The organism is Niallia tiangongensis (assembly GCF_044704065.1).
Classification (GTDB): Bacteria; Bacillota; Bacilli; order Bacillales; family Cytobacillaceae; genus Niallia; species Niallia tiangongensis.
Genome location: NZ_CP162613.1, coordinates 719,972 through 746,343 on the forward strand (window position 1 = coordinate 719,972; position 26,372 = coordinate 746,343).

A 26,372-nucleotide genomic window follows, 5' to 3' on the forward strand; every position below is an offset into this window, starting at 1 on the left:
CTCTTAACGGTATGTATATTTATCATAGCATTTATAGATAAAAAGTTCCATATAAAGAACGAATTGTTCTATCCATTATGCTTAAATAGAAAGGCTAATGTCATTTTTTGTTCAAAATATTGAAATGTATTTTGTAGTATTTACCCTTTCCTAAATAAAATGAAACATTTTTTTATTTGTTTTTCAATCCTTTTTAGACAATTTGTTTAAAAAAGAGTAGAATGGTAACGAATAATTTGAAAATGTTGGTGAATTGCGTGTTGAATAAATATTATATGATATTTGAGGAGCTTGAAGCTGCGATAAGAAATGGGAAGTACCCGCCAGAAACTATTTTACCATCTGAAAATGAATTAGCAGAGCAATATAATACATCTAGAGAAACAATTCGTAAGGCTTTAAATATTTTATCTCAAAAAGGATATATCCAAAAACTCAGAGGGAAGGGTTCCTTAGTTCTTGATTTAGAAAAACTGCAATTTCCGATTTCGGGATTGGTTAGCTTTAAGGAATTGGCCAATAAAATGGGACATTCCTCTGTAACCATTATTGAGAGCTTTTCGAATAAAAAGCCATCCTCTCTTTTGCAAAAAGAGATGCAGCTTAGGAAAGAAGATACAATATGGGAAGTTTTTCGAGTCAGGGAAATTAATCAGGAACGGATTATTCTAGATAAAGATTATATCGTCGAAAAATATGTGCCTGGATTAACAAAAGAAATATGCAGAAACTCTATTTTTGATTATATAGAGAACGAATTGAACTTAAAAATTAGTTTTGCTAAAAAGGAATTTACAGTGGAAGAACCGACAGAAGAAGACTATAATTTGCTTGATTTAGAAGGATTTCATTCCATTGTTGTCGTTAAAAACTATATCTATTTTGAGAATGCCACTTTATTTCAATTTACAGAATCCAGACATCGACCAGATAAGTTTCGATTTGTTGATTTTGCAAGAAGAAATGAAGCGTAAAAATAACGATAGCATGTTTTATTTTCTTTCTATGGGGAACGTTACTTATAGAAAATAGGAAAAGGAGATGCTATATATGAGTAAGAAAATTGCTACTTTAATAACTGATATGTTTGAGGATTCTGAGTACACAGAACCAGCTAAGGCTTACAAGGAAGCTGGACATGAAGTAGTAACGATTGAATTGGAAGCTGGTAAAACAGTGGAAGGAAAGCAAAAAGAAGCGACGGTTAAAATTGATAAAGGAATAGCTGATGTTACTCCAGATGAATTTGATGCATTATTTATCCCAGGTGGATTTTCGCCTGATCAGCTTCGTGTAGATGATCAAGTAGTTGCCTTTACTAAAGCCTTCATGGATGAGAAGAAACCAGTTTTTGCAATCTGTCATGGCCCTCAATTGCTTATTACTGCGAAAGCGCTAGAGGGGAGAAGTGCAACTGGCTACAAATCGATTAAAGTGGACATGGAGTATGCTGGTGCAACGTTCAAGGATGAAGAAGTTGTCGTATGTGGGGATCAATTAGTGACAAGTAGAACGCCTGAGGATATACCGGCATTCACTAGAGAGTCTTTAAAGCTTTTAAATAAATAAGGAAAGTAAGATAGGATGAGTCTGTACGTACACCTATTCATGATAAGGAGAATATAATCTTTTTATCATGAGTATGGAGTAGGTATAGGCTCTTTTTTTGTGTTAATCTTAAGGAGAGATCATTTGTTATTTTGGCTTATACAATTAAAGCCTGTTGATTTCCACCTCAATCAACTCAGAATGTTAATTACATTCTTTTTAAAAAGAGAGCATACTTAATAAAACCGCGAATATTAAAGAGGAAATATCAGAAGAAAAACGAGAAATAGACAAAATTCTATTTTTTAATCCTTAGCGGTAACTATAGATAGAAAGAAGGATTGTAAATGATTGTTTTAAAATCGAATCGAGAAATAGAGCAAATGAAGAAGGCTGGTGAGATTCTGGTTGGTTGTCACAAAATGATTGCTAAGCTGATAAGACCGGGTATTACCACTTTGGAAATTGATCAGAAGGTAGAAGCGTATTTAGCGGAAAAAAGGGCAACGCCTGAGCAAAAAGGGTATCGTGATTATCCATATGCAACTTGTGCAAGCATAAATGATGAAATTTGTCATGGTTTTCCAAGGAAAGAGCCGTTGAAAAAAGGGGATATTGTCACAATTGACATGGTTGTTAATTATAACGGAGCATTGGCTGATTCAGCATGGACATATGCGGTTGGAGAAGTATCAGCAGAGTTGCAGAAATTAATGGATGTAACAAAAAAAGCATTGTATGTAGGTATTGAACAAGCTAAGCCTGGGAATCGAATCGGGGATATTGGATTCGCGATTCAACAGTATGTGGAGGAACAAGGATTTTCTGTTGTGCGAGACTTTATCGGCCATGGCATTGGAAAAGCAATTCATGAAAAACCAGAAGTTCCTCATTTTGGGTTAGCTGGAAAAGGGCCGCGCATAAAAGAAGGCATGGTATTCACAATCGAGCCAATGGTCAATGTTGGCGATTATAAAATGAAAATGGATAACAATGGCTGGACAGCAAGAACGATGGATGGCAAGCACTCCGCGCAATATGAACATACGATTGCAATCACAAAAGAAGGACCTGTGATACTTACAGATCAAGATGCATGATCTGTAAAAGCTACATAAGGGAGGGCAAGTTACTCTCCTGGGGATTTAAGGATAACTGCTAAAAAGAGGCTGGGACAAAAGAATTCCAGCCATAGATAAATCCAAACAACTATACGGTAGTTCCATATGATTGTTCGGGTTTATATTGGTTTATAAAAGGCTGTTTCAGTAAAGATGGTGTTATTATCCGCAGCCTAAAATACACTTCGCTTTCCATGGGGCGAGCGCCGAGCCGCTTCGTCGCTCACGCTCCTAACAGGGTCTCGGACTTTCTCGCAGCTCCCATAGGATTCTACGTGTATTCAGGCTGCTCCGTTTTTCCAATTAATTAATTTTTTCTATTTCCATAATAGTTTATAGAAAAACAATCTTTAAAAACGAATTAGTTTTTACACTGACTATATAAAATCATAAATAACTAGCATGAAAAAGTAGCCTTTACTTAAGAGCTAAATTAAGGATTGTTCGTCTTTACAGGTTGGCTATTTAGTTTTGTCCCAGCCACTTTCTTTATAGGGAAAATTATTGCTTACGTAAGCTTCCTAATTCTTCAGCAATTGCCTGCATTTCATTTGGACTAAAAGAATCTCTTTTCATTACATGCTCATAAATTTCTTTAATGTCATCATAAAGATCTTCATCAAAATGAGTGGATTTGATGGCACCGATGTTTAAAACCTTTAACTTTTCTTTTATTTTTTCAATCATGAAATTTACGTTTTCTGTAGTTTTATTATCTAAATTCATACCTTTCCCCTTTCTTGGACAATAAAGTTGTTCTATTTATCTTTTCATGCAAACATAGAAATGTCAATATAGACTATGGTTCGCTAATATAAGTTGGTTATAATCACCTTAATAGTAAATGAAGTATGTAAATACAAAAATGGAGGAAAATAAAAATGAAAGTACGCGTTTTATTTATTTGCTTAGGAAATATTTGTCGCTCCCCAATGGCTGAGGCAGTGTTTCGTGATTTGGTGGAAAAAGAAGGATTGCAAGAAAAGATTGTTTGCGATTCAGCTGGAACAGGTGGATGGCATATTGGAAATCCACCGCATCATGGAACTAGAGATATTCTAAAAGTAAATAAAATTAAAGATACGGGCATATTTGCTCGTCAATTAGAGGAAAAGGATTTAGAAGATTATGATTATCTAATTGCAATGGATAACAGTAATATTGCAAACATTAGAAAGCTAAATGAAATGTTAGATCATACAAAGGTTCGACTTTTAATGGATTATACTCACCATGCTGTGGGAAAAGAAGTGCCAGATCCATATTATACTGGCAATTTTGACGAGGTTTTTGCATTAGTAAAGGATGGCTGTGAAGGTTTGTTACATGATATAAAAAGTAAGTATGTCTTGTAATCAAATCATTTCCATCCTTTATTGATCATAAAAAAAGAAGGGTGGAACCAGTGGATGAAAATGTGTATTTCAAAAGGACTTTTTATCGGTAGCCTTATTGGAACGGCAATAAGTTTATTGGACAAACAGACAAGACAAAATGCTGTTACGAATATGCAGCATGCAAAAGATACGGTAACAGATTTTGAGCAAATGACGACTAGTCTTAATAGTACCACGGAAAAAATAAAGAAAACAGCGATGAAAATTTCGGATGATGCTGTTTTTGTCAAGAAGCAATTGGAAGAATTAAAAGGGATAACACCAGTGGTAGCAAGCATTATTCACGATACGAAGGAAGCTTTTTTCAATGGTAATATTAGAAATCAGGAAAGAAAGCTTGTTTCCAGCATACAATATTTACCTGAGACAGGATCAGACAGAAGATAATTTTTTGAGAACAGTTTTCCTTGCCATTGTTACTTTAACTAATCGTAAGGAAAACACTTTTCGAAGGGAAAAAGAGATTTGGATGAACCTAAATAATGTAGAGTTATATTCTGCATATTTTCGCAGCATAACATTCTTTTCTTTTCCCTGTAATAAATGTATTTTATCCCACTCTTAAAGGACAGTAAGACTCTCACCTGCAAGCTTTATGAGAATTCGAGGAAGATAGGTGGGAGATCAACTGTCCGTAAAGGTCCGAATGGTTCAACTAACCGTCAGTGGGGGAGGAAGGAAAACCTCCATTGATGGAAGTTTCACTTTTTCCGTATCCTATGTTTTAATGGGGCTGTAAAGGGCAATAGACATACATAAAAGAACTGTTAGGACGGTGATTTTGTATGGGAGAGGTCATTCCATTTATAAAGGTTCTCATCAAGAAAATCCAACAAGATAGTGTATTTGATCTCGCAGCACAGTTATCTTATTATTTTCTATTATCTATTTTTCCGTTGCTTATTTTTGTTATGACGCTCCTTCCGTATCTTCCGATTACAAAGGAAGACCTATTAGGAGTGGTCGATGGTTTTGCACCTGGAGATATCATGGATACTATTGAAACAAATATCGATCAAGTGTTAAGCAGAAATGTTAGTCTTTTATCATTCGGTATTATCGCAACAATATGGTCTGCTTCTAATGGATTAAACGCTATCGTAAAGGCACTTAATAAAGCCTATGATGTCGAAGAAACTAGATCTTTTATTGTTGCAAGAGGAATGTCTATTTTGCTGACGCTTGGGATGATTGCAGTAGTGGTAGTAGCCTTGCTATTACCGGTGTTTGGAGAACAGATAGGGATGTTTTTATTTTCCCAATTTGACTTAACAGAAGAATTCTTATCCATGTGGAACACACTCAGGTTTCTTGCTTCCCCAATCATTTTATTTATTGTGTTTCTTGCCCTTTATTGGGTTGCCCCCAATAAGAAACTTAAATGTATTTCCGCTATTCCAGGAGCCACTTTTGCAGCGATTGGTTGGGTGATTGCTTCTTTAGCTTTTTCCTATTATGTAGGGAACTTTAGTAATTATTCGGCGACATATGGAAGTATCGGAACGATTATTGTTCTAATGATTTGGTTTTATATAACAGGTATCATCATTATATTAGGTGGCGAAATTAATGCCTACTTTACCGAGAGAAAGAAAGAGCCTTGCTAATTGTATCCGTTTTTTACCTTTATAAAAGAAGGAAAAAAGAACAAACTACTAGAGGGGAAAACAATAAATAAGGGGGAATTTAGAATGACAAAGCATACAAAAAAAGATGGCGGCACTAAACAAAAAGGGAAAAGCAAACCTAAGCATAAAACATCTGGATCTGCTAACGGGCAAAACGGCTATCACTAACCTAAAGCAAGAAAATAATTTCTGAAATGATGTGCTCCCATTATCGTATTCGCTATAATGGGAGTTTTTTTAGATCAAAAGGCAAAGGTTTTCTTTAGACAAGAAAAAGTGTAAGTTGTTTTAATAATAAGGGCCTCTAAAGTAAGTGGCGTTATAAATAGTACTCGTTCTGACGAATAGAAAATCCATAATGGGGCACAGAAATTGTCATTTCACGTGTGTAAAGCCTTTCTGTTTCAAAAATCATTATTAGTAACCACTGTCTTTCGTGAAAATATTTATCCTACTCTTAACAGACAGTAAGACTCTCACCTGCAAGCTTTATGAGAATTCAAGGAAGATAGGTGGGAGATTAACTGTCCGTAAAGGTCCGGGTTGGTTCAACTAACCATCAGTGGGGAAGGAAAACACCCACTAATAGAAGTTTCCCTTTACCATAGGGAGAAAGAAACATGCAAAAACTCGAATCCATTTTAAGATTCGAGTCTATAGAGGTGTTTGTATTAGTTTTTGAGCAATCGCAAGCTATTTAAGATAACCAAGATTGTACTTCCTTCATGTCCTATTACTCCAAAAGGAAGGGCAACGACTTGTAAGAAGTTTGAAACGATAAGAAGCATGATAACCGAAATGGAGAAGATAATATTCTGTTTAATAATTCGATTCATTCGCTTGGATAGGTGAATCGCTTCTGCAATACGTGGTAAATCATTTTTCATTAATACGACATCTGCGGTCTCTAAGGCAACATCTGTCCCTTCTCCCATTGCAATTCCTATATTCGCAGTTGCAAGAGCAGGTGCATCATTGATTCCATCTCCTACCATTGCAACGATTCCATATTTTTCTTTCAGTTCTTTAATGGAAGTTACCTTCTTTTCTGGTAGGCATTCAGCAATATATTCATTGACATGACTTTCTTTGGAAATGGCTTTTGCGGTTTTTTCGCTATCTCCTGTAATCATAACAGTATAAATGCCGTTTTGCTTTAAGCTTTCAATCGCTTTTTTTGATTCTTCTCGGACAATATCCTTTAATGCAATCAATGCTATTATTTCATCGTTTTTTTGGACAAATACAGCTGTTTTACCTTCTTCGGATAACTGATTAAATATCCCCTGCTGGAAAGTTTTCGCTTCTTTTTCTCCTACAAAAGCTGCTTTCCCGATTCGCCATTCTGCCTTATTCATTTTTGCAGTAACACCCCAGCCTGAATTATCTTGAATGCTCTCAGGCTGTTTTAACGGTTCTTTATATTTCTGCTCAGCATACCGAACAATTGCTTTTGCTAAAGGGTGGTTCGAATGGCTTTCAATGCTAGCTGTTAATTGGATAATTTCTTTTTCAGTATATTTGTCATGAACAATCACATTCGTTACGACGGGCATTCCTTTTGTTAACGTTCCTGTTTTATCAAAAGCGATCGCTTTTACATGAGCAAGATTTTCCAGATGAACTCCACCCTTAAAAAGGATTCCAGCTCTTGCTCCGTTTGATATCGCAGCAAGGGTAGCTGGCATAATACTTGCTACTAATGCACAAGGTGATGCTACAACTAAGAAAATCATTGCTCGGTAGAAAGTTTCATTCCAAGACCATCCCAGAAAAAAATGAGGAAGGAACATAAGTAGAACAACGATTGACAAGACTATTTTGACATAGGCCCCTTCAAATTTTTCGATAAATGCTTGAGAAGGAGATTTCTCACTTTGAGCAGATTGAATTAATGTAATAATCTTTTGGAATAGTGTTTCATCTGCATGCTTTGTAAGTGTCACGGTAATAGAGCCACTTATATTTACAGTACCTGCAAACACCTCATCATTTATTTCCTTCGTTAGCGGTATCGATTCTCCTGTAATGGCTGCTTCATCAATGGCAGTTGTTCCTTTGAGAATTTTACCATCGACAGGGATTCTTTCTCCTGGCTTAATTAAAATAGTGTCTGAAACGGTAAGAGAGGAAACGGGAACTATTTCTTCCCGACCATCAGGGAGTATTTTCACTGCTTCCTCAGGCTGTAAATTCATGAGCGCAGATATTTCCTTGTTGCTCTTATTCATCGTATAGGTCTCTAACGCACCGCTTACAGAAAAGATAAAGATTAGTATCGCTCCTTCTGCCCAGTATCCGATAAGGCAAGAGCCAATCGCTGCAAAAATCATCAGCATTTCCACGTTTAATTCTTTATTTGCGATTGTCTCTTCGATGCCTTCCTTCGCTTTGGCATATCCACCAATCACAAAAGCGAGCAAGTATGCAGCGATAGACAGGGGCGAATAATCCAAGTGGTTTAAGATCCATCCTATCATAATAAAAATTCCGCTTATTCCAGCAGCAATAAGCTCGAGATGAGGAGATAGCTTTGCTAATATAGATGGCTTCACTTCTACATTGGATTGTACGAAGGATTTTAATTCTGTTTCTGTGGACATTTACATTTCCTCCTTTTAATAACTAAATATTTTTGATTTCTTTATTCTTATTGAGAGAGATAATCAAGTTCAATACCCTTAAAAAACACGAAAGCTGCCACCTAAAAAGGTGACAGCAGAAATGACAAATTAAAATAATTTTTTGATATTTAATTGTATGAGTTTATCCTACCACATATTGTATGTGCTGAACATCATTTTGCTTCTGCCAAACGATGGTTTTTTCTTTCTTTTTTTCCAAAGATAAAAATCACCAAGCAAACAGCTAATAAGATGGTAGCTATCACTATAAAATAGCTAATATGCTGGAAATATTGAATAAATACTCCTCCTAAATAAGGACCAATTAAACTACCGACACTAAAGGCCATACCACATAGAAGATTTCCAGTAGGCAGTAGATTGGCTGGAACTAAATCAGTCATATAGCTAATCCCTAAAGAGAAGGTAGAGCCAACTGCCATTCCAGCAAGGAAAAGACAGATAATTAAACCGATTAAATAAGTCTCTAGGACGCTGGCAAAAGAAAAGCAGACAGTGCCGATAAATAAAATGGTTATAAGTGTCTGTCTTCTACCGAACTTATCGCTAATCATTCCTAAAGGAAGCTGAAAGACTATTGCACCTATGGAAAAGGCAGTAAGTAAAAAGGAAATTTGGACAACTGTTAATTCGATTCTCAAACCATACACTGGAAAACTTGAATTTAAGCTTGATTCCAAAAATCCATAGGCAAGCGGTGGAAGAAAGGCGATCCAGGCATACTTCATAGCACTGGAAAAGCGTTTCATCGTATCGATAAAGGAATTAGTTTCTACCGTTTGCTCTGGAAAATCATTTTTAATCCATAAAATAAAGATCCATGCGATAAAGCACATAATGGATGAAAGAATGAAAGGAAGGGATTCATTAATTTTGATTAATGGTGTTAATAATGGTCCCACTGCGAATCCAATACCAAAGAAAACCCCATATAGAGAAATATTTCGTCCCCGTTTTTCTTTAGGTGATGCTGTCGTTATCCATGTTTGTGTAGCGAAATGAAGGGCGTGATCACCAATTCCGATACATAAACGAAGGAGGAACCAAAACCAAAAGGTCTTCCATAGTGGAAAAAGGGCTAATGAAAGGATGACAATCAACCCGCCGAAAACGATTACAGGTTTATAGCCATATTTACGCAAAGGATATTCCATAAAAGGAGAAATCAGAAGAATCCCTATATAGAGCCCCACTGCATTTAATCCATTTAAACTAGAAGAAAGACCATCATTTTCAAAAATGACTGCTATTAATGGAAGCAGCATTCCTTGACTAAATCCAGAAATACTGACAATGCTAATTAGTACTGCAAATTTTTTACTGTTCATATTATTCTCCTCAATGTTTTACCTGCTGACAATATTTAGTCTCCCTAAAAGATGTTAAATGGGATTTAACAGTATTGCAATAGATTTTTTTTAAGAGATAAGAAAGTTAATTGACAAAAAGAAAAGGAGAAACATTTTTTTAGAGAATTGGTTATATTTGGGCAGAGTAGCTGTATAATAAGTTTAGCCTCCGGTTGGAAGGGAAATTATATGAAAGTGATAGAAGAAAGGAAGCGAAAAAATGGTTAATAAAATATTTACGATTGCAGCTTTTATTGGGGTTCCAGTATCAATAATCGGCACCTTACTCCATTGGTCAAGCATTGTTATGTTTGTTATTTACTGTCTTACGATCATCGCTTTATCTAGTTTTATGGGAAGAGCGACAGAAAGCTTAGCGATTGTTGCTGGTCCTCGAATTGGTGGATTATTAAATGCAACCTTTGGTAATGCAGTAGAATTAATCATTGCTATATTTGCATTACGTGAAGGTTTAACGGAAGTTGTATTGGCATCCTTAACTGGATCCGTTTTAGGGAATTTATTGCTTGTGGCAGGCTTGTCCTTCTTCATTGGGGGATTAAAGTATAAGAGACAGCAATTTAATGTTTTTGATGCTCGCCACAATTCTGGTCTATTAATTTTTGCAGTAATCGTTGCATTTGTTATTCCAGAAGTATTTACGATGAATATGAATGAAGGAAAAACACTTTCTTTAAGTATTGGAATAGCTATTATTTTGATTTTATTATATTTAGCGGCATTATTCTTTAAACTTGTAACTCATCGTGGAGTTTATCAAGTCGAAAAGAATGGCGAAACTGGGCATGAGCATGAGGAAACTCCAGAATGGTCCGTGAAAAAAAGCATCACTATTTTAGCAATCGCAACACTAGCTGTAGCTTATGTGTCAGAAAACTTAGTACATACCTTTGAAGTAGTAGCAGAGTCCTTTGGATGGTCAGAGTTATTTATCGGGATTATTATTGTTGCTATCGTTGGAAATGCAGCGGAACATGCTTCAGCTGCTGTAATGGCCTATAAGAACAGGATGGATATTGCTGTGGAAATCGCGATTGGATCGACGCTGCAAATCGCGATGTTTGTTGCACCATTATTAGTGCTAATATCTCTATTCTTCCCGAGCGGGATGTCATTAGTATTTACCTTGCCAGAACTTATTAGTATGGCAACAGCGGTGTTATTAATGGTGAGCATTTCGAATGACGGAGAGACGAACTGGTTTGAGGGTGCAACATTATTAGCAGCTTATGCGATTATGGGGATTGGATTTTATTTGCTTTAAAACGTATAGAGAATATAGAGAAATAACAAGGCCTAGCCGCTTTCTTTACAGCGGCTAGGCTTTCTTTCGTAAATCCACCTCTCTATTATTCATAATTAAGTCTTTTTTAAGTATTCGTTGATTTAAATATGTTGTGTAGGGAATCTATCATGTCGCTTCCATCGGATCACCAACCTCTTTTCCTTTTATTGTTTGGATAAAATTCTGATTGATGAATATTCAAAGGTTTTTATTTTCCTCCTTTACTAAAATACAAGCGATCTAAAATAGCTACCCTCCTTTTATTTGATGACTTTATTATACAATAATAATTGATAAATGTAAATATTCTGATTATTTAATTTTGTGTATTTTGGACAAGTTTCCGATTTTTTATGCATATGAATGAAAGTAGCGATAAAAGCATGTATGAGAAAGGAGATATAAGGGGAATGTCACTGTTTTTTCGAAGCACTATCTATGTTGGTGGGCTTTTCATATTAGCATTTGGGGCTACGTTGACAATTAAGGCAAACTTAGGAGCAGGTCCTTGGGATGCGCTCAATGTGGGGCTATCTCATTTAGTGGGACTTACTATAGGGAGCTGGATTGTGATTGTAGGAATCGTCCTTATATTCGTCAATGCTTTTCTTTTGCGCAAAAAGCCAGATTTATTATCACTTGCAACGGTGTTTATTTTAGGGTTTTTTGTTGATTTCTGGATGGCACATCTCGTCAATCAGCTTCATTATTTTATGTTTATGAGCCAATTGCTATTACTTATTACTGGATTAATTATTATTGGTTTAGGCATAGCTCTCTATTTACAATCGGAGTTTCCTTTAAATCCAATCGATCATTTTATGGTTACTATTCAAGAAAGATTTGGCGTAAATCTTATGACGGCCAAGTTAATTGGAGAAATACTTGCGTTATTGTTCGCCTTTTTAGTAAATGGCCCAATTGGACTTGGTACACTCATTATTGCTTTTGGGCTTGGTCCTGCTATCCAATTTTTCCATCCGTATTGCTCAAAGTTAACAGGAAAATTTGTAGTGAAATAGAAGTTAGAAAAAAAATAATTTAATAATGGATAATCTAGGCGAACTCCGAAAAAAATAATCATAGTTATGGATGATTATTTGAAGGGAGTCAAACTTGCTATGTATAAGAAAATAACGATTGTGCTTTTATCTTTTTTCTTAATGCTTCCAATGTTAACTTATGCGGAAAAAGCAAAAGAGAAAGAAAAAGAAGAAAATCTACCGAAATCTAAAATTATTACCATACCTAATTCCGTTATGAATATAACAAAGGAAAATACGTATCCAAATCCGACTCAGGATGTGCCTAAGCTACAGCCTAGTGAATTAACGCAACAGCTTATTAATTCTTCTAAGGTGAAAATCGACAATCCAGATTTAATCCGGATGCTGAATGAGTCCACGGTGAATAGTACGCCATTTGCTCTCGGCTATAAAGCGATTGTATATTTAGGACAATGGCCCCTTAACTATGAATCAACAGAAACAGCACCGAATTGGGAGTATCAAAAAATAAATACTAATTATTACGATAACCGCGGTGGCAAGTCACCATATCAAATCCATTATGTACAAGAATCACAGAAAACGGTAAGAGGCGGCTTAACTGCCAAGGTGCCAAATGCGGAGCAAGTAAAGAAAATGATGCTAGTTAAAGCAACACAAAATTCAGGATTATCGCTTGCTTTTGAAACGGTAATTGGTACAGGGACTAAGAAAGACCAAGTCTATAACATCCCTCCTAAAAGACTAGGATATTTATATGGATATGCTCCTGCTGTCAACGAAAAAGGGAAAGTGACATATGGAGAAGTTTATATGATGCTAAAAGGAAGCAAGAAATCAATTGTTGTTAAAAATGTAACTTCTCAAGGAATTGGTGCATGGATTCCAGTACAGGATCATGTTTCCTTTGGATTTTTGGCGAGTGAAAGACCGAAATAAATAGGGAAAGGAAAGGCTGACTATTGGTTGTCAGTCTTTTTTTATGGGGGGGAGATTTTGGAATGAATGGTGGGGGGGAAGTAGTTTTGATGGGGAGGAAGAACGCCAAAAAAGCAACAGGAAGAGCAGAGAGTAGTTTTCAAAAAGCTGTTACATACTCAAAACCAATTAAAAAAGTGCCCATTCTTTCAAAAATGAGCACTGATTTCCTTTATCTACTAATTAACGCTTTTCTTTTAGTAAAATCAACATCTTGATAATAGCTATTTTTCACAAGTACGTTTGGACCAAGGCATTTGACAGCTGGGCAATGGCAATTTAATGAACTTGCTAAATCAGTAGACAGCCATTTTTGGAAAATATCCTGTAAATTATCTTTTTGGATATTTCCAAGTGCTGGCGTGTCGCCAAAATCTGTAACAATAACGTCGCCGGTAAAAATATTTACATTTAAACGAGAACGACCATCTGGATCATTACGGACCGTTACATTTTTGCTAGAATAAAGGCGGTTTAATAGCTGTAAGTCTTCTTCTTTCGTGTTACAAGGATAGAATGGAAGTGTACCAAATAGCATCCACACATTTTCATCACGAATATCTAAAAGGTGGTTGATGCTGTCTCTAATTTCATCTAATGACAATGTTTCTAGAGCAGAGGCGAAATCTGATGGGTACATTGGGTGAATCTCGTGCCTCTGACATTTCATTTCATCGACAATTTGTCGGTGGATATGCTCTAAATATGGGAGGGTACGTTTATTAAGCATCGTCTCTGCAGAAACAACGACGCCAGCTTCTACTAATGCTCTACTATTTGTAATAATGTTGTTAAATAGTTTGCCTCTTTGTTCATACGTTGGTTTTCTTGTCATCATTGCAAAACCGCGTTCTGCGAATTCCTCTTCTGTTCCCCAGTTATGGGAGATATGCAATACATCTAAGTAAGGAATTACGGGTTCATAACGATCAAGTCCTAGTGTTAAATTTGAATTTAACTGCGTTTTTACGCCACGACTATGGGCATATTTAAAAAGTGGCACGACATAATTTTCCACAGATTTTCTACTCATCATTGGTTCTCCACCAGTAATACTGAGGGAGCGCAAATGAGGAATTTCATCAAGTTTTTTCAGTAATAAATCAATCGGTAAGGCATTCGGATCTTTTGGCTGAAGCGTATAACCGACAGCGCAATGTTCACAGCGCATATTACATAGGGTCGTTGTGGTGAATTCAATATTTGATAAGGTTAATTTTCCATGCTGCTCCATATCCATATAAGCTTCCCAAGGGTCTATGCTTGGAGTAATCATGTTTTTTTCTGTAATCATCTTAATCTCCTTTAAAAAGAATAGTTAAACTATATCTATGTGCAATTAAGGTATAGAATGCGATTTTTATCATTTCATGCTATATAAAAGGGGATAAAAGACCCCTTGTCATTATTAAAGGAAAAATCTTATCTGTCAAATGTTTTTGTTTTAGGCTATTTTCGTAAAGTTTGTTGCTATCACCTGCAGCCGGAATACAGTTCGCTTTCCGTGGGGCTCGCGCTGAGCCGCTTCGTCGCTACGCTCCTGCAGGGTCATAAGACTGTCTCGCTAATCTACGTGTATTCCGGTTGCTAATTGCTTCCAACTAATTTTTTTTCCTATTGAAAAAACAACAATTTTTTAGAAAACAACCTTGTTTTAAATGCTGCTTGTAGGGGAAAAGAAACGAATAATGAGAAGAAGGGAGATGAATGAGATGTCTAATGCAACAAAGCAAGGAAATAAAATTGTAACAGGCTTAGTAATTGGAAGTGTCATTGGTGTCACAATTTCTCTGATTGATCCAACCACAAGAAGAAGAACAATGCAGAGGGTAGAACATTTTAAAGACACAAGTACTCGTTTTGCCCAAAGCTATAAAGACAATCCTGATGAGTTCAAGAGCAATTGTAAGGAAAGAATGAGTATTTCTGCTGATGCAATGAGGGAAATTGCGACAGAGACCCAAGGATTGTACAAGCAGATTCAATCCACCTTAACAGAACGATCCAAGGATTTAAAAGAGATTACAGATGATTTTAAACAGCTTTATTTTCAAACAAAGAACCAGTATAAACGCATTACAAAGAAAATCATCACCACAAAAGATCGAATTATTGAATCATCCGATGTAGAAGAAAAGCCACAGCTTCCTGCTACAGCAGACAAAGAAGTTATGAAAACAGACACAGTACTTTCATAAGCAACTTTCAATAGCATATATGGAGAAAGGAGCATCTAGATTTTTTGCTAGATGCTCTTTTTAGTAGCTATTTTGATTGAGGGGGCTAGCGAAACAATGGAATAAGGGTGTAAAATGATAAAACATGTGTAAAGCTATAATAAGGAAAGGTTGCCGAATCGGCGAAAATTCGATACGATTAATAGGTAGTTTTGAAAGGAGAGAATACATTGGGTAGTTCAATTACTGATAAAAATGAGCAAGTTACTTTTTTAAAGACAAGATTAAATATGTTTATGGATGTACTAGATGCGATTGATCCAGAAGAAGCAGAATTAGAAGATATTGATCGTTTAATTGAAATGATAGACGAAATTGAATCGAAATGTAATGAATTTAAACATAGAGATATGTAATAAATAGCTGCTTGGGTGAAAAAATTCATCCAGGCATTTTTATTGGAGTTTTTTCGGAATATTTCTGTAAACGATTGCAAATTACTTCTCTATCACAGGAGAGAAGAGTATAATTTTTTATAGGGAGTTATTTGAATGCAACATAAAATTTGCAAGGATTACTTGCGCTTTTCAATTGAGGGGGAGAAGCATGTATTTTGAAAATCTGAAGAAGAGTATTTACGATTTAATTGTAGAAACATCGACCAATCTTCCAAAAGATGTGAGACGTGCAATCGCGAAGGCGACAGCGTCAGAAAATGCTGGAACGCGTTCTGCGATGAGCTTAGCGACGATTACGCAAAACATTGGAATGGCCGATAAGGAAGTCTCACCTATTTGCCAAGATACAGGGTTGCCAACTTTTAAAATTAAGACACCTATTGCTGTCAATCAGCTAGAAATAAAAGCAGCTATTTACGAAAGCATGGAGCTTGCAACGAAAAACGGTAAGCTTAGACCGAATTCCGTCGATTCTCTTACAGGGGAAAACAGTGGAAATAATTTAGGGGCAGGTACACCTGTCATTAAGTTTGAACAGTGGGAAAAGGACTATATCGATATTCGTTTAATTTTAAAAGGTGGCGGCTGTGAAAATAAAAATATTCAATACAGCCTTCCTAGTGAATTGGAAGGACTAGGTCGTGCCGGTCGCGATTTAGACGGGATTCGTAAATGTATTCTACATTCTGTTTATCAGGCACAAGGGCAAGGATGTAGTGCTGGATTCATTGGAGTTGGAATTGGTGGAGACCGCTCTGCTGGCTATGATTTAGCGAAGGAACAGCTTTTCCGCTCGGTAGATGATACAAATGACATTCCGGAATTAGCAGATCTCGAAGATTATATAATGGAAAATGCCAATAAATTAGGAATAGGTACAATGGGATTTGGCGGGGAAACAACGCTTTTAGGCTGTAAAATTGGTGTGATGAACCGGATTCCTGCAAGCTTCTTTGTATCCGTTGCTTATAATTGCTGGGCATTCCGCAGATTAGCGATCTCTGTAAGCCCTAATACAGGTGAAATCAAGGAATGGCAATATCAAGAAGGAGATAAAATTAACTTCAAGGCAGAAGCTGATGAGCAAGATGAAGCAGCGGCAGCTGAGGAAGTAATTACACTTCAGGCACCAATCACGGAAGAAGCCATCCGTCAATTAAAAGTTGGAGACGTTGTCCAAATTAATGGCATGATGTATACAGGCAGAGATGCTATCCATAAGTATTTAAGTACAAATGACGCGCCAATTGATTTAAATGGGCAAATCATATACCACTGTGGACCAGTAATGCTAAAAGATAAGGATGGAAATTGGCAGGTTAAAGCAGCCGGACCGACAACGAGTATTCGAGAAGAGCCTTATCAAGGGGATATCATGAAAAGATTTGGCATACGTGCTGTTATTGGAAAAGGCGGTATGGGTGCCAAAACACTGAAGGCGTTGGAAGAGCATGGTGGCGTCTATTTAAATGCAATTGGAGGAGCCGCTCAATACTATGCAGATTGCATCAAGTCAGTAGAAGGGGTAGACCTTATGCAATTTGGTATACCAGAAGCAATGTGGCATTTAAAGGTAGAAGGATTTAAAGCAGTAGTGACAATGGATGCCCATGGCAATTCTCTTCATAAGGATATTGAAATGTCTTCATTAGAAAAATTAGCGCAATTTAAAGATCGTGTATATAAATAAAACTGGGAGGAACGGCTAATGATTAGCCGTTTTTTTCTGTGCTATTCCTTTGCTTTTTATTACCAAGAATGAATTTCTCTAGCCTACAGAAAATAACAAAAGGAATGAAAGGCAAAGGAGGAATTGCATTGAAATTGGCCATCAAAACGTTTATTTGCTTTGCTGCTTTTTGTTTAATGGCACTTCCTGTTTTAGCGAATGTATCCAATAAACCGCTGAGCTGGGGATTTAAAAAAGGGGTAAATGAGCAGCCGGCAGAAGCGGGAAAAGAATTAGATGAATTACTTGAAAAATATGGTGCTTATTATAAAGATACAAGCGAAAAGAAGGTGCTTTACGTAACCTTTGATAATGGCTACGAAAATGGTTATACAGGTAAGATACTAGATGTATTAAAAAAGGAAAAAGTTCCAGCAACTTTTTTTGTTACAGGTCATTATTTGAAAAGTGCTCCTGACCTTGTAAAAAGAATGGCAGCGGAAGGACATATTATTGGCAACCATTCCTACCATCATCCAGATTTCACGCAAGTAAGTGATGAAAAGCTAAAACAGGAGCTTGAATCAGTGGTAACAGAGACGGAGGCACTAACAGGAAAAAAAGGGATGACTTATTTACGTCCTCCCCGTGGGGTTTTTAGCGAACGAACATTAAAGCTAGCGAACGAACTTGGCTATACGCAGGTATTTTGGTCCCTTGCCTTTGTGGATTGGAAGACTGATCAGCAAAAGGGCTGGCAATATAGCTATGATAATATTATGAAGCAAGTTCATCCAGGCTGTATTTTATTGCTTCATACCGTCTCGAAAGATAATGCCGATGCATTGAAACAAGCAATTAAGGATTTGAAAAAAAGAGGCTATACCTTTAAAAGTCTAGATGATTTAACAATGAAAAGAGAAATGGATGAAGGAATATTCCATTAAATAGTGTTTCCCCGCCCAAATAGAGCTCCACTCGATTTGGGCTTTTCAATGGATTTGTACACCTCTAATTATGCTATAATAAAAGTGAAATGAGAACAGGTGATGCTCTTTGCATACAGTTAACATTCAAGGACCATATAATTTTGATTTGGTATTAAGTCGGCTAGCGTTGGACCCATTACATGTCCTCGACAAAGAAGAAAGATGGGTCAAGGTACCAATCCGTATATATAACCAACCGATTGTAGTAAAGGTGCAGGCCGACGGTACAACTGAAAATCCAGTCTTTCGTTTAGAATTGGATGAGATAGATCCATCCTTCCATGTCCTCATTATTAAAGAAATCCGCAGAATTTTCAGATGGGATGTATCCATGCTTGCCATTCATGAACACTTTCAAAAAACGAATTTAAATCAAATTTTTGACCAGCATTATGGAACTCCAATAGTGTTGGATTTTCATCCATATAATAGTCTTGTGCAATGTATCATTCATCAACAGTTAAATCTTAAATTTGCGTTTACTCTAACAAAACGATTCGTTACTACTTATGGGTCTGAAAAAAATGGGGTTTGGTTTTATCCATTGCCTGAAACGGTGGCAAAATTGACCGTGGAAGACTTGCGAGCACTTCAATTTACTACGAGGAAAGCAGAATATATTATTGATTTGTCGAAGGAGATTGAGAAGGGAAATTTGAATATAGACAGCTTATATGAAAAGTCTGATGAAGAAATTATGACGGAACTCCTACGTTATCGGGGAATTGGTCAATGGACAATTCAGAATGTATTACTATTTGGCTTAGGGAGAAATAATCTTTTTCCAATAGCAGATATCGGAATTCAAAATGCCATCAAGAAGCTCTTACAATTAGAACAAAAACCAACAAAAGAGGAAATGGAGGCAATGCTTCCAGAATGGCATCCATATTTAAGCTATGCTTCGCTTTACTTGTGGAGAAGTATTGAGTAGCGAGTGGACCTAAAGCGTGTTAAGAGAGTGTTTATGGTAAAATATAGAGTAAGTAAGCTAATTATTTCAATAGTTTGAAACGAGGAAAGTAAATGCAGAAAAAACAAAAGAAGCTTCTTATGGCTTCACGAGCACTATTAGTGATAATTGGAGGAATTATCACTGGGTATGGGCTCGAAGCAGTGCTTATTCCAAATGCAGTCTCTGATGGAGGGGTTACTGGTTTAAGTATCGTTGGTTCTCAGTTAACAGGATTTCCTCTCGGGATTTTAATTGGAATATTAAATATTCCCTTTATATTTTTAGGATATAAACAGATAGGGAAAAGTTTTGCTGTATATTCCGTTATCGGCATACTATCTTTAGCTGTCAGTACAAGCTTAATGCATCATGTTCCAACAATAATTGAAGGAGATACCCTTCTGATAACGGTTGTTGGTGGGATTATCATCGGTTTTGGAATGGGTTTAGCATTACGTAACGGTGGGGCATTAGATGGAATTGATATGTTAGCTGTATTGCTTTCAAGAAAATTGCCATTTGGAACAAGTGATTTAATCTTATTTTTAAATATGTTTGTTTTTATTTTCGTATCTACGGTATTTGGTCTCCAAGGAGCTATTTTATCCGCTATCGCATACTTCATTGCCTCTAAAGTAATCCACATTGTAGAAGAAGGTTTAAGTGGATCCAAAACATTTAAAATTATTACAGAAGAGCCGGAAATAATGGTAGAAACAATTCGTGATCGCTTAGGTCGCGGTGCAACCTATACACTAGCAGTTGGCGGATACTCTAATGAACAATTTAAAGAAATCACCTGTGTAGTCAGCCGTATGGAAGAAAGAAAAATGAAGGAAATAATACATGAATTAGATCCTAAAGCGTTTGTCGCTATTTACGATGTTTCAGAAGTAAAGGGCGGAAACTTTAAAAAACGGGATATTCATTAATAGAAAAGGAGAGCTAGTTGTGAAAGACAACGTTGCTTTCCTTTTTTGCGTTTTAATTAAAACACATTCGCCTTTATATGAACTAGCTTATAATTTTAATGAGGGTCCAAAGAATTCATAATGAATATGTGCATCATCGATATCATTGTCTTTCAAGCCTTTTACTACTGTCTGTAAAAATGGAACTGGTCCACAAACATAGTAATGCCCGTCTGCAACGATGGCATTCTCTTTTAGCCATTCTGTGTCAAGGTAGCCGGCCTTCTTAAAGAAAGGATTTAATTTATCCTTCTCTGATGGATATTCGTAAATATAAGAAAGCTGGAAGTTAGTGATTCTGTCTTTAATACTGATTAACTCCTCATTAAATGCTTGGATAGCACCGTTTCTTGCAGAATGGATAAAGTTTACCTCTCTCTTTGGCTGCTCTTCGGCAATTGTTGCTACCATACTCATAAATGGTGTAATACCAACACCACCACTGATAAAAACAATAGGGCTTTCTTCTTTTATTAGCGTAAAATCGCCAGCAGGTACAGTAACTTCTAACGTATCGTCCACATTTATATCGCTATGTAGATAATTAGATACTTTCCCATCAGGATTCTCTGTTGCCGCTTCTTTTTTTACAGAGATTCGGAAATATTCTTTATTGCTAGCACTTGATAAGCTATATTGTCGATTAAATAAGAATTGTTCTCCTGGAATCGATAAGCGGATTGTAATATATTGACCTGCTTCATAGGCAGGTAAAGAACTACCGTCTGTTGGAGCTAGGTAAAAGGAAGTAATCACATCACTTTCTTGGACCTTTTTGCTAATTTTAAATTCCTTATAATCAGACCAACCCCCACTTTTAACAGCACTTTCTTCATACATTTGTTTTTCAATATCAATAAATACTTGTGCAATTACACTATATGCATCAGCCCAAGCTTGGATAATCTCATCGGTAGCAGAATCCCCTAGAACTTCTTTAATCGCTTTTAATAGAAATTCACCAACGATTGGATAATGCTCTGCTTTAATCATTAAACTGCGGTGTTTATGGGCGATTTGTTTGACAACTGGTATAATAGTCTCAAGTCGATCAATATTTTGTGCTGCTGCTAATACGGTATTAGCGAGAGCGGTTTGTTGACGTCCCTTTGCTTGATTAGCATGGTTGAAAATATTCAGCAGTTCAGGATGGGCTGTAAACATATTTTTGTAGAAAACAGTAGTTATTTGTGTACCATGGACTTGTAATACTGGTACAGTAGATTTAATAATCTCAATTGTTTTTTGTGCTAGCATTTTTATAACCTTCTTTTAAAGTAATATTTCAAATACATCTTTTATGATAAAAGTCTGTCTGTATAAAAGCAATATTTCAAATACATCTTTTTCACTGTTTTTAACATGTTTAACAAAATGTTCACATTTTCACTATAAGAACCGTAAAAATAACAAAAGGAGATAGAGTTATGCGGTTAACTAATTATTCTGATTACTCTCTAAGAGTATTAATCTATTTGGCAACACAAGAAACGTCAAAACTTACAAATATAAAAGAAATATCCGAAGTTTATCAGATATCCAAAAATCACTTAATGAAGATTATTTTCAATCTCGGAAAACTGGGATATATTGAAACAATTAGAGGCAGAAGTGGTGGCTTTCGCTTAGCAAAGGATCCAGCTGACATCAACATAGGAGAACTTATTCGCAAAACGGAAGAGAACTTTTATTTGGTTGAATGTTTTGAGGATAAGAATGCTTGTGTCATTACGCCAGTATGTTCTTTAAAACATGTATTAAACAATGCCTTAGAACAGTTTTTTAAAGTATTGGACCAATACACGCTTGCGGATATAGCAGAAAATCAGGTGATGCTAAAAGACTATTTTGCCTTGAAAAATAAACCAACCTCAGACAATATCTAAGTTTGGTTGGTGCTATTCTTTTTTTTCTTTTTCTTGAGAAATAGGGGTAGCACGATACACATAACCACGGCTTACTATTTCAAGCATTGGTTTCACCTCCTGTCATTTTTGTTTTTGGTTTTGGATATATCTACGAACCTGCTCTCTTCCGTATTTTCACTAACCGTTGCGATAAAGTAGCTAGGACTCCACAAATGACCTCCCCAAAGAAATCTTTTGATTTCGGGATGGAGTTTAAATAATCTCCTAGCTGATTGCCCCTTTAAGGTCTTCACAACAATTGGGATATAATGCTGAGGCTTCAAGGAAATCAACAGATGAATATGGTCTTTATCGGTTTCCATTTCTTCCATCGTTATCTCGTGCCATATGTATTTCCCTCTTTTTCCGTCTCCTTTCATTCATTAGAAATACTATTTTTAGGAAGCTTATTCCCTTTAAGGGATAAATCTATACTATAAAGAGGGAGAACGGAGAAAAAAAGGGAAGAAGAGGCTGACATTTAAGTCCGCCTTCTCTTCCCTTTTTATTTATCTCATTACTTATTCATTTGTTTCATTCTCAGCAGGTGTTTCTGTTTCAGTATCTTCTGTTTGGTCATCATTTTGGTCTGAGCAACCAACTAGCATACCAGTGAAAAGTAAAGCTGTCATCATTCCTAATGTTAACTTCTTGAATTTCAAAAGAATCACCTCAATAAGTAATTTTTGGTACTACCCTAGTGTATAGAAACTTTGTTAATTCACTATTAAGCTAACGATAAAACATGTTAATCATTTCTAGGTTTTTTCTCCTAAAAATCTATCCTTTTATTTATTACTTTCACCCCATTAGCGGTAAAAAATCTTGGTTTATAAAGATTCGTTCATTAATAGGGCTTAACATTTCTTTATAACAAATTCACTTCTTATTAATCTTTCAAACTTGGTACCAAGTTATTCTAAAAGTAAAGTTGACCAAGGAGGGATTTTTGTCATGCACTAAAGGCTGCACTTGAAGGGAGGGTGTTTTTTGTTGTCTTTCTTTGAAAAGGAGATGGGAATTTTTTCTGCAGACAGCTGATGATCAGAACTGGATATTTCGGCTAAGAAGCTTTAGTATATGAAGAAGACAAGAATGAGGAAAGCTAGTTATAATAAGTTTTTTAATAGAGATGATAATAGGAGTAATTATAGATGAAAGATAAACAGCAAAATACGGTGGCAAAGTTGAAGGTAGGACAAACCTTTCCATTAACAATCAAGCGATTAGGGATAAATGGCGAAGGAGTCGGCTATTTTAAAAGACAGGTTGTATTCGTGCCAGGTGCTCTTCCTGGAGAAGAAGTAGTAGTAGAGGCAACAAAGGTTCAGCCTAAGTTTTCGGAAGGAAAGGTAAAGAAGATAAGAAAATCTTCCCCCTTTCGCGTACAGGCACCATGTCCCATTTACGAGCAATGCGGTGGATGTCAGCTTCAGCATTTAGCCTATGACCAGCAGCTACAGGAAAAAAGAGATATCGTTATCCAATCATTAGAACGTCATACAAAGCTGAAAATCGATAAATTAGATATTCGCCCAACAATCGGAATGGAAGATCCATGGAACTATCGCAATAAGAGCCAATTCCAAGTGGGACAGCAAAAAAATGGTGCAATCATTGCAGGTCTATACGGACTTGATTCCCATCGCCTAATCCCAATTCAGAATTGCATGGTACAACATCCGTTAACGAACAAGGTATCAGAAGAAGTTCGCAAAATCTTAGAAGAATTCCAAATCCCAATCTATGATGAACGAAAACAAAAAGGGATCGTCCGCACGATTGTAACTAGAGCAGGATTTAATTCAGGCGAAGTTCAAGTCGTACTTATCACGACACAAAAAGAAATGCCAAGAAAAAAACTAGTAATGGCTGAAATCCAAAAAAGATTACCAGAAGTGAAATCATTAGTACAAAACATAAACGGTAACAAAACCTCGCTTATTTTTGGAGAAAAAACAATCCACTTAAGTGGGGAAGAAGTAATCCAAGAAACATTAGGAGATTTAAATTTCGAACTATCAGCACGTGCCTTTTTTCAATTGAATCCTGTGCAAACAGTAAAGCTGTACGATGAAGTGAAAAAAGCAGCTGCCTTAACTGGCAAAGAAAAAATTGTAGATGCCTATTGTGGGGTTGGAACAATTGGTTTATGGCTAGCAGATGGCGCAAGCGAAGTCCGAGGGATGGATACGATCGAAGCAGCAATTACAGATGCGCAAAAAAATGCAGATAAACACGGTATCGAAAACGCAACCTATGTAACAGGAACAGCAGAACACTGGCTGCCGAAGTGGGTAGAAGAGGGGTGGCGTCCTGATGTGGTTGTAGTCGATCCACCGAGAACAGGCTGTGATCGTAAGTTATTAGATGCGATTAAAAAGGTTAAACCGAAGAAGTTTGTGTATGTTTCTTGTAATCCATCTACGTTGGCGAAGGATATTGATTATTTGTCTAAGGATTATAAGGTGGAGTATTTGCAGCCGGTGGATATGTTTCCGCATACGGCGCACGTCGAATGTATCTCGCAACTCATTTTAAAAGAAGGCAACTAACCCAATTGGGTGTTGCCTTTTTACGTTTCCTGAAAAGGATTTACGAAGTTGTAATGTATACGTAGATTTCCATCAATGCTACAGGTTATTTTATTCACTAAAGAATGCAAGACTTGAGGAGTAAGTTCGCTTAGTAAAGAAACTTCTTTAAGCTTTTTACCTAAATCAATGGCATAGTTCTCACTTTCACACTCTTCAAGTTTTTCTTGATACTCATTCTTGGACTTTTCTAGCTCTGCTACGTCCTGGTCTATCTTCTCTCTATACTCTATCAACTCTTCCCGAGAGATAATTTTATCTGCATACATATCAAGGTAATCTTTCTTTCTGGTACGTAATTTATTTGCTTTGTTTTTGATTTTTGTTAGTTCATTTGTAATTGAAACCTTCTTTTGATCCAGTCTTTTCTGTAAGCTCTTAATAAATTGTTCGTCTTGAATGGATGCGAATAGCTCTTGTAAATCTTCTAGGATAGTGTTTTTAAGTTCCTTCTCCCGGATAACTACTCTATTTAAGCAAAAAGTATCTCCGTGTTTAATATTGCCGCCGCATCTGTACCCTTTTTGATTTGCTTTGTACCACATTCCTTTTTGACAATTTTCACAGAACAATACATTCGTGAATAAATGCTTTTTGGGTGCAGTAGTAGTACGTGTTCTACTTTGGAGCATTTTTTTTACAGCCTGAAAAGTTTCTTTTGAGATGATCGGTTCGTGCGTGTTTTCTTGAATTGTAATTTTGTCTACTTCAAGAATTCTTCGTTTTGTTGTTGTAACCGAAACTGTTTCAGTCCTGTTTTGAACAAGATCACCACAATAATGTTGATTGTTCAAGATATTTTTAATTGTAGTAGCGTGCCATAAAGGTGATGAGTTAGACTTATTAGCAATTTGTGAAGGAGTAGGAACTTTTTCTGCTGTGAAACTTTTTGCTATTGAATCCATTCCTTTTCCATCCAAGTATTCTCTGAAAATTCGTCTTATGATTTCCGGAGTGTTGTCTTCACGGATTTTTAGCTGTCCGTTTTCCGAATAATATCCATAAGGTGGATTAGAGCCTACAAATAAGCCTCGATTAGCTTTTGTACGTTTGGCAGCCTTATTTCTGCGGCTGCTAGTGGCTGACTCATTTTCGTACAGCCAAGCAAAAAGACCAAAGTTTTGCACGTCCCCGGTAATCGTATTAATCGAGTTATCAAGGCAGACAATATGAATATTATTTATCAGGCAGATATCTCGTAGTTCATACGATAATCTTCCATTACGGGCAAGTCTGGAAAGTTCTTTAGCTAGTATTACATCAAATTTTCCAGCTTTTCCATCTTCAATTAATGTCTTTAAACCAGGTCTGTTTCCTTTTGTTCCTGATTGCTTGTCAGTATAAATCTCTACGATCTCCCAATCATTTTGGGCGGCGTAATTTCGAAATAGATCGATCTGATTATCGATTGAAGTTCTTTGTGAATCCATCTCTGTGGAGACACGAGCATATATTGCACATCTCAAAACACGATCACCACCATTAGTAGTAAAGTATTGAGATGTTGGTGGGTTTGTAGGTATAGTATTGACCACATTCATAGGTCTTAACTGAGTTGTAATTAAATTCATTGATAGGTCTCCTTAATGATTTATCTATGTATAATTTTCGATACTTCGTCCATACTAATAATAATTTTTTCGATACTTCATCCAGAATGGTATACCAATCTG

Annotated in this window: 24 protein-coding genes and 1 pseudogene; 17 read left to right on the plus strand and 8 right to left on the minus strand. The window is 36.3% G+C overall.

The features are described 5' to 3' along the window. Nucleotides 1-257 precede the first annotated feature (257 nt). From treR to map, 3 genes are all read left to right on the plus strand, one after another. Nucleotides 258-974: a trehalose operon repressor gene (gene treR, locus AB3U99_RS03570; protein ID WP_400245522.1), complete on the plus strand. Its 717-nt coding sequence runs from the start codon at nucleotides 258-260 to the stop codon at nucleotides 972-974. Between the two features lie 76 nt (nucleotides 975-1,050). Next, complete coding sequence (locus AB3U99_RS03575) at nucleotides 1,051-1,569, plus strand: type 1 glutamine amidotransferase domain-containing protein (RefSeq protein WP_400245523.1); 519 nt, start codon at nucleotides 1,051-1,053, stop codon at nucleotides 1,567-1,569. A gap of 326 nt (nucleotides 1,570-1,895) precedes the next feature. Further along, a complete protein-coding gene (map, locus tag AB3U99_RS03580) occupies nucleotides 1,896-2,648 on the plus strand; it encodes a type I methionyl aminopeptidase (protein ID WP_400245525.1) in 753 nt (250 codons plus the stop codon). A gap of 522 nt (nucleotides 2,649-3,170) precedes the next feature. On the opposite strand, the gene AB3U99_RS03585 is transcribed toward map, so the two are convergent. After that, entirely contained in the window at nucleotides 3,171-3,395 is a 225-nt protein-coding gene (locus AB3U99_RS03585; protein WP_400245527.1) for a DUF1128 domain-containing protein, read from the minus strand. Nucleotides 3,396-3,550: 155 nt separating this feature from the next. Here AB3U99_RS03585 and AB3U99_RS03590 point away from each other — a divergent pair, with 155 nt between their 5' ends. The 3 genes from AB3U99_RS03590 (at nucleotide 3,551) to AB3U99_RS03600 (ending at nucleotide 5,673) form a co-directional block, all read left to right on the plus strand. Beyond that, entirely contained in the window at nucleotides 3,551-4,024 is a 474-nt protein-coding gene (locus AB3U99_RS03590; RefSeq protein ID WP_400245528.1) for a low molecular weight protein-tyrosine-phosphatase, read from the plus strand. Between the two features lie 54 nt (nucleotides 4,025-4,078). Further along, nucleotides 4,079-4,453 (plus strand): YtxH domain-containing protein, encoded by a 375-nt coding sequence (locus AB3U99_RS03595; protein WP_400245530.1) that lies wholly within the window; start codon nucleotides 4,079-4,081, stop codon nucleotides 4,451-4,453. 398 nt (nucleotides 4,454-4,851) lie between these two features. Next, entirely contained in the window at nucleotides 4,852-5,673 is an 822-nt protein-coding gene (locus tag AB3U99_RS03600) for a YihY/virulence factor BrkB family protein (RefSeq protein ID WP_400245532.1), read from the plus strand. Nucleotides 5,674-6,365: 692 nt separating this feature from the next. Here AB3U99_RS03600 and AB3U99_RS03605 read toward each other — a convergent pair. Further along, complete coding sequence (locus AB3U99_RS03605) at nucleotides 6,366-8,297, minus strand: heavy metal translocating P-type ATPase (RefSeq protein ID WP_400245534.1); 1,932 nt, start codon at nucleotides 8,295-8,297, stop codon at nucleotides 6,366-6,368. A gap of 194 nt (nucleotides 8,298-8,491) precedes the next feature. Continuing rightward, complete coding sequence (locus AB3U99_RS03610) at nucleotides 8,492-9,667, minus strand: MFS transporter (RefSeq protein ID WP_400245536.1); 1,176 nt, start codon at nucleotides 9,665-9,667, stop codon at nucleotides 8,492-8,494. 241 nt (nucleotides 9,668-9,908) lie between these two features. Here AB3U99_RS03610 and cax point away from each other — a divergent pair, with 241 nt between their 5' ends. The 3 genes from cax (at nucleotide 9,909) to AB3U99_RS03625 (ending at nucleotide 12,940) form a co-directional block, all read left to right on the plus strand. Further along, nucleotides 9,909-10,973, plus strand: coding sequence for a calcium/proton exchanger (cax, locus tag AB3U99_RS03615; RefSeq protein ID WP_400245538.1), 1,065 nt, complete (start codon nucleotides 9,909-9,911; stop codon nucleotides 10,971-10,973). A 431-nt stretch (nucleotides 10,974-11,404) separates the two neighbouring features. Beyond that, nucleotides 11,405-12,016: a YitT family protein gene (locus tag AB3U99_RS03620; protein ID WP_400245540.1), complete on the plus strand. Its 612-nt coding sequence runs from the start codon at nucleotides 11,405-11,407 to the stop codon at nucleotides 12,014-12,016. A gap of 99 nt (nucleotides 12,017-12,115) precedes the next feature. After that, nucleotides 12,116-12,940, plus strand: a complete 825-nt coding sequence (locus tag AB3U99_RS03625; protein ID WP_400245542.1) for a YfkD family protein — start codon at nucleotides 12,116-12,118, stop codon at nucleotides 12,938-12,940. Between the two features lie 211 nt (nucleotides 12,941-13,151). Here AB3U99_RS03625 and yfkAB read toward each other — a convergent pair whose 3' ends face one another. Beyond that, nucleotides 13,152-14,273: a radical SAM/CxCxxxxC motif protein YfkAB gene (yfkAB, locus tag AB3U99_RS03630; protein WP_400245543.1), complete on the minus strand. Its 1,122-nt coding sequence runs from the start codon at nucleotides 14,271-14,273 to the stop codon at nucleotides 13,152-13,154. A gap of 418 nt (nucleotides 14,274-14,691) precedes the next feature. On the opposite strand from yfkAB, the gene AB3U99_RS03635 reads away from it, so the two are divergent. The 6 genes from AB3U99_RS03635 to AB3U99_RS03660 all read left to right on the plus strand — a co-directional run bounded on the left by AB3U99_RS03635 (nucleotide 14,692) and on the right by AB3U99_RS03660 (nucleotide 20,159). Continuing rightward, nucleotides 14,692-15,177, plus strand: a complete 486-nt coding sequence (locus AB3U99_RS03635; RefSeq protein WP_400245545.1) for a hypothetical protein — start codon at nucleotides 14,692-14,694, stop codon at nucleotides 15,175-15,177. Between the two features lie 209 nt (nucleotides 15,178-15,386). Next, nucleotides 15,387-15,572 (plus strand): SE1561 family protein, encoded by a 186-nt coding sequence (locus tag AB3U99_RS03640; protein ID WP_349204163.1) that lies wholly within the window; start codon nucleotides 15,387-15,389, stop codon nucleotides 15,570-15,572. Nucleotides 15,573-15,762: 190 nt separating this feature from the next. Next, nucleotides 15,763-17,304, plus strand: coding sequence for a fumarate hydratase (locus AB3U99_RS03645; protein WP_400245547.1), 1,542 nt, complete (start codon nucleotides 15,763-15,765; stop codon nucleotides 17,302-17,304). A 176-nt stretch (nucleotides 17,305-17,480) separates the two neighbouring features. After that, entirely contained in the window at nucleotides 17,481-18,230 is a 750-nt protein-coding gene (gene pdaA, locus AB3U99_RS03650) for a delta-lactam-biosynthetic de-N-acetylase (RefSeq protein ID WP_400247948.1), read from the plus strand. A gap of 109 nt (nucleotides 18,231-18,339) precedes the next feature. After that, entirely contained in the window at nucleotides 18,340-19,206 is an 867-nt protein-coding gene (locus AB3U99_RS03655; RefSeq protein ID WP_400245549.1) for a DNA-3-methyladenine glycosylase family protein, read from the plus strand. 92 nt (nucleotides 19,207-19,298) lie between these two features. Next, the gene (locus AB3U99_RS03660) at nucleotides 19,299-20,159 is read left to right on the plus strand and encodes a YitT family protein (protein WP_400245551.1); all 861 of its coding nucleotides are present in this window, start codon (nucleotides 19,299-19,301) and stop codon (nucleotides 20,157-20,159) included. 87 nt (nucleotides 20,160-20,246) lie between these two features. On the opposite strand, the gene hmpA is transcribed toward AB3U99_RS03660, so the two are convergent. Further along, nucleotides 20,247-21,455, minus strand: coding sequence for an NO-inducible flavohemoprotein (gene hmpA, locus AB3U99_RS03665; protein WP_400245553.1), 1,209 nt, complete (start codon nucleotides 21,453-21,455; stop codon nucleotides 20,247-20,249). Between the two features lie 170 nt (nucleotides 21,456-21,625). On the opposite strand from hmpA, the gene AB3U99_RS03670 reads away from it, so the two are divergent. Further along, nucleotides 21,626-22,084 carry an RrF2 family transcriptional regulator gene (locus AB3U99_RS03670; protein WP_400245555.1) on the plus strand — a complete coding sequence of 153 codons (459 nt, stop codon included), beginning with the start codon at nucleotides 21,626-21,628 and terminating at the stop codon, nucleotides 22,082-22,084. 102 nt (nucleotides 22,085-22,186) lie between these two features. Here AB3U99_RS03670 and tnpA read toward each other — a convergent pair. Both tnpA and AB3U99_RS03680 read right to left on the minus strand, forming a co-directional pair. After that, nucleotides 22,187-22,437, minus strand: a pseudogene (tnpA, locus tag AB3U99_RS03675) (IS200/IS605 family transposase); the annotation flags it as partial. Nucleotides 22,438-22,626: 189 nt separating this feature from the next. Then, the gene (locus tag AB3U99_RS03680; RefSeq protein ID WP_341191764.1) at nucleotides 22,627-22,767 is read right to left on the minus strand and encodes a hypothetical protein; all 141 of its coding nucleotides are present in this window, start codon (nucleotides 22,765-22,767) and stop codon (nucleotides 22,627-22,629) included. A 492-nt stretch (nucleotides 22,768-23,259) separates the two neighbouring features. Here AB3U99_RS03680 and rlmD point away from each other — a divergent pair, with 492 nt between their 5' ends. Beyond that, nucleotides 23,260-24,660 carry a 23S rRNA (uracil(1939)-C(5))-methyltransferase RlmD gene (rlmD, locus tag AB3U99_RS03685; RefSeq protein WP_400245557.1) on the plus strand — a complete coding sequence of 467 codons (1,401 nt, stop codon included), beginning with the start codon at nucleotides 23,260-23,262 and terminating at the stop codon, nucleotides 24,658-24,660. Nucleotides 24,661-24,680: 20 nt separating this feature from the next. Here rlmD and AB3U99_RS03690 read toward each other — a convergent pair whose 3' ends face one another. Then, on the minus strand, nucleotides 24,681-26,270 hold the full coding sequence (locus AB3U99_RS03690) for a recombinase family protein (RefSeq protein ID WP_400245559.1): 1,590 nt from the start codon (nucleotides 26,268-26,270) through the stop codon (nucleotides 24,681-24,683). Between the last annotated feature and the right edge of the window lie 102 nt (nucleotides 26,271-26,372).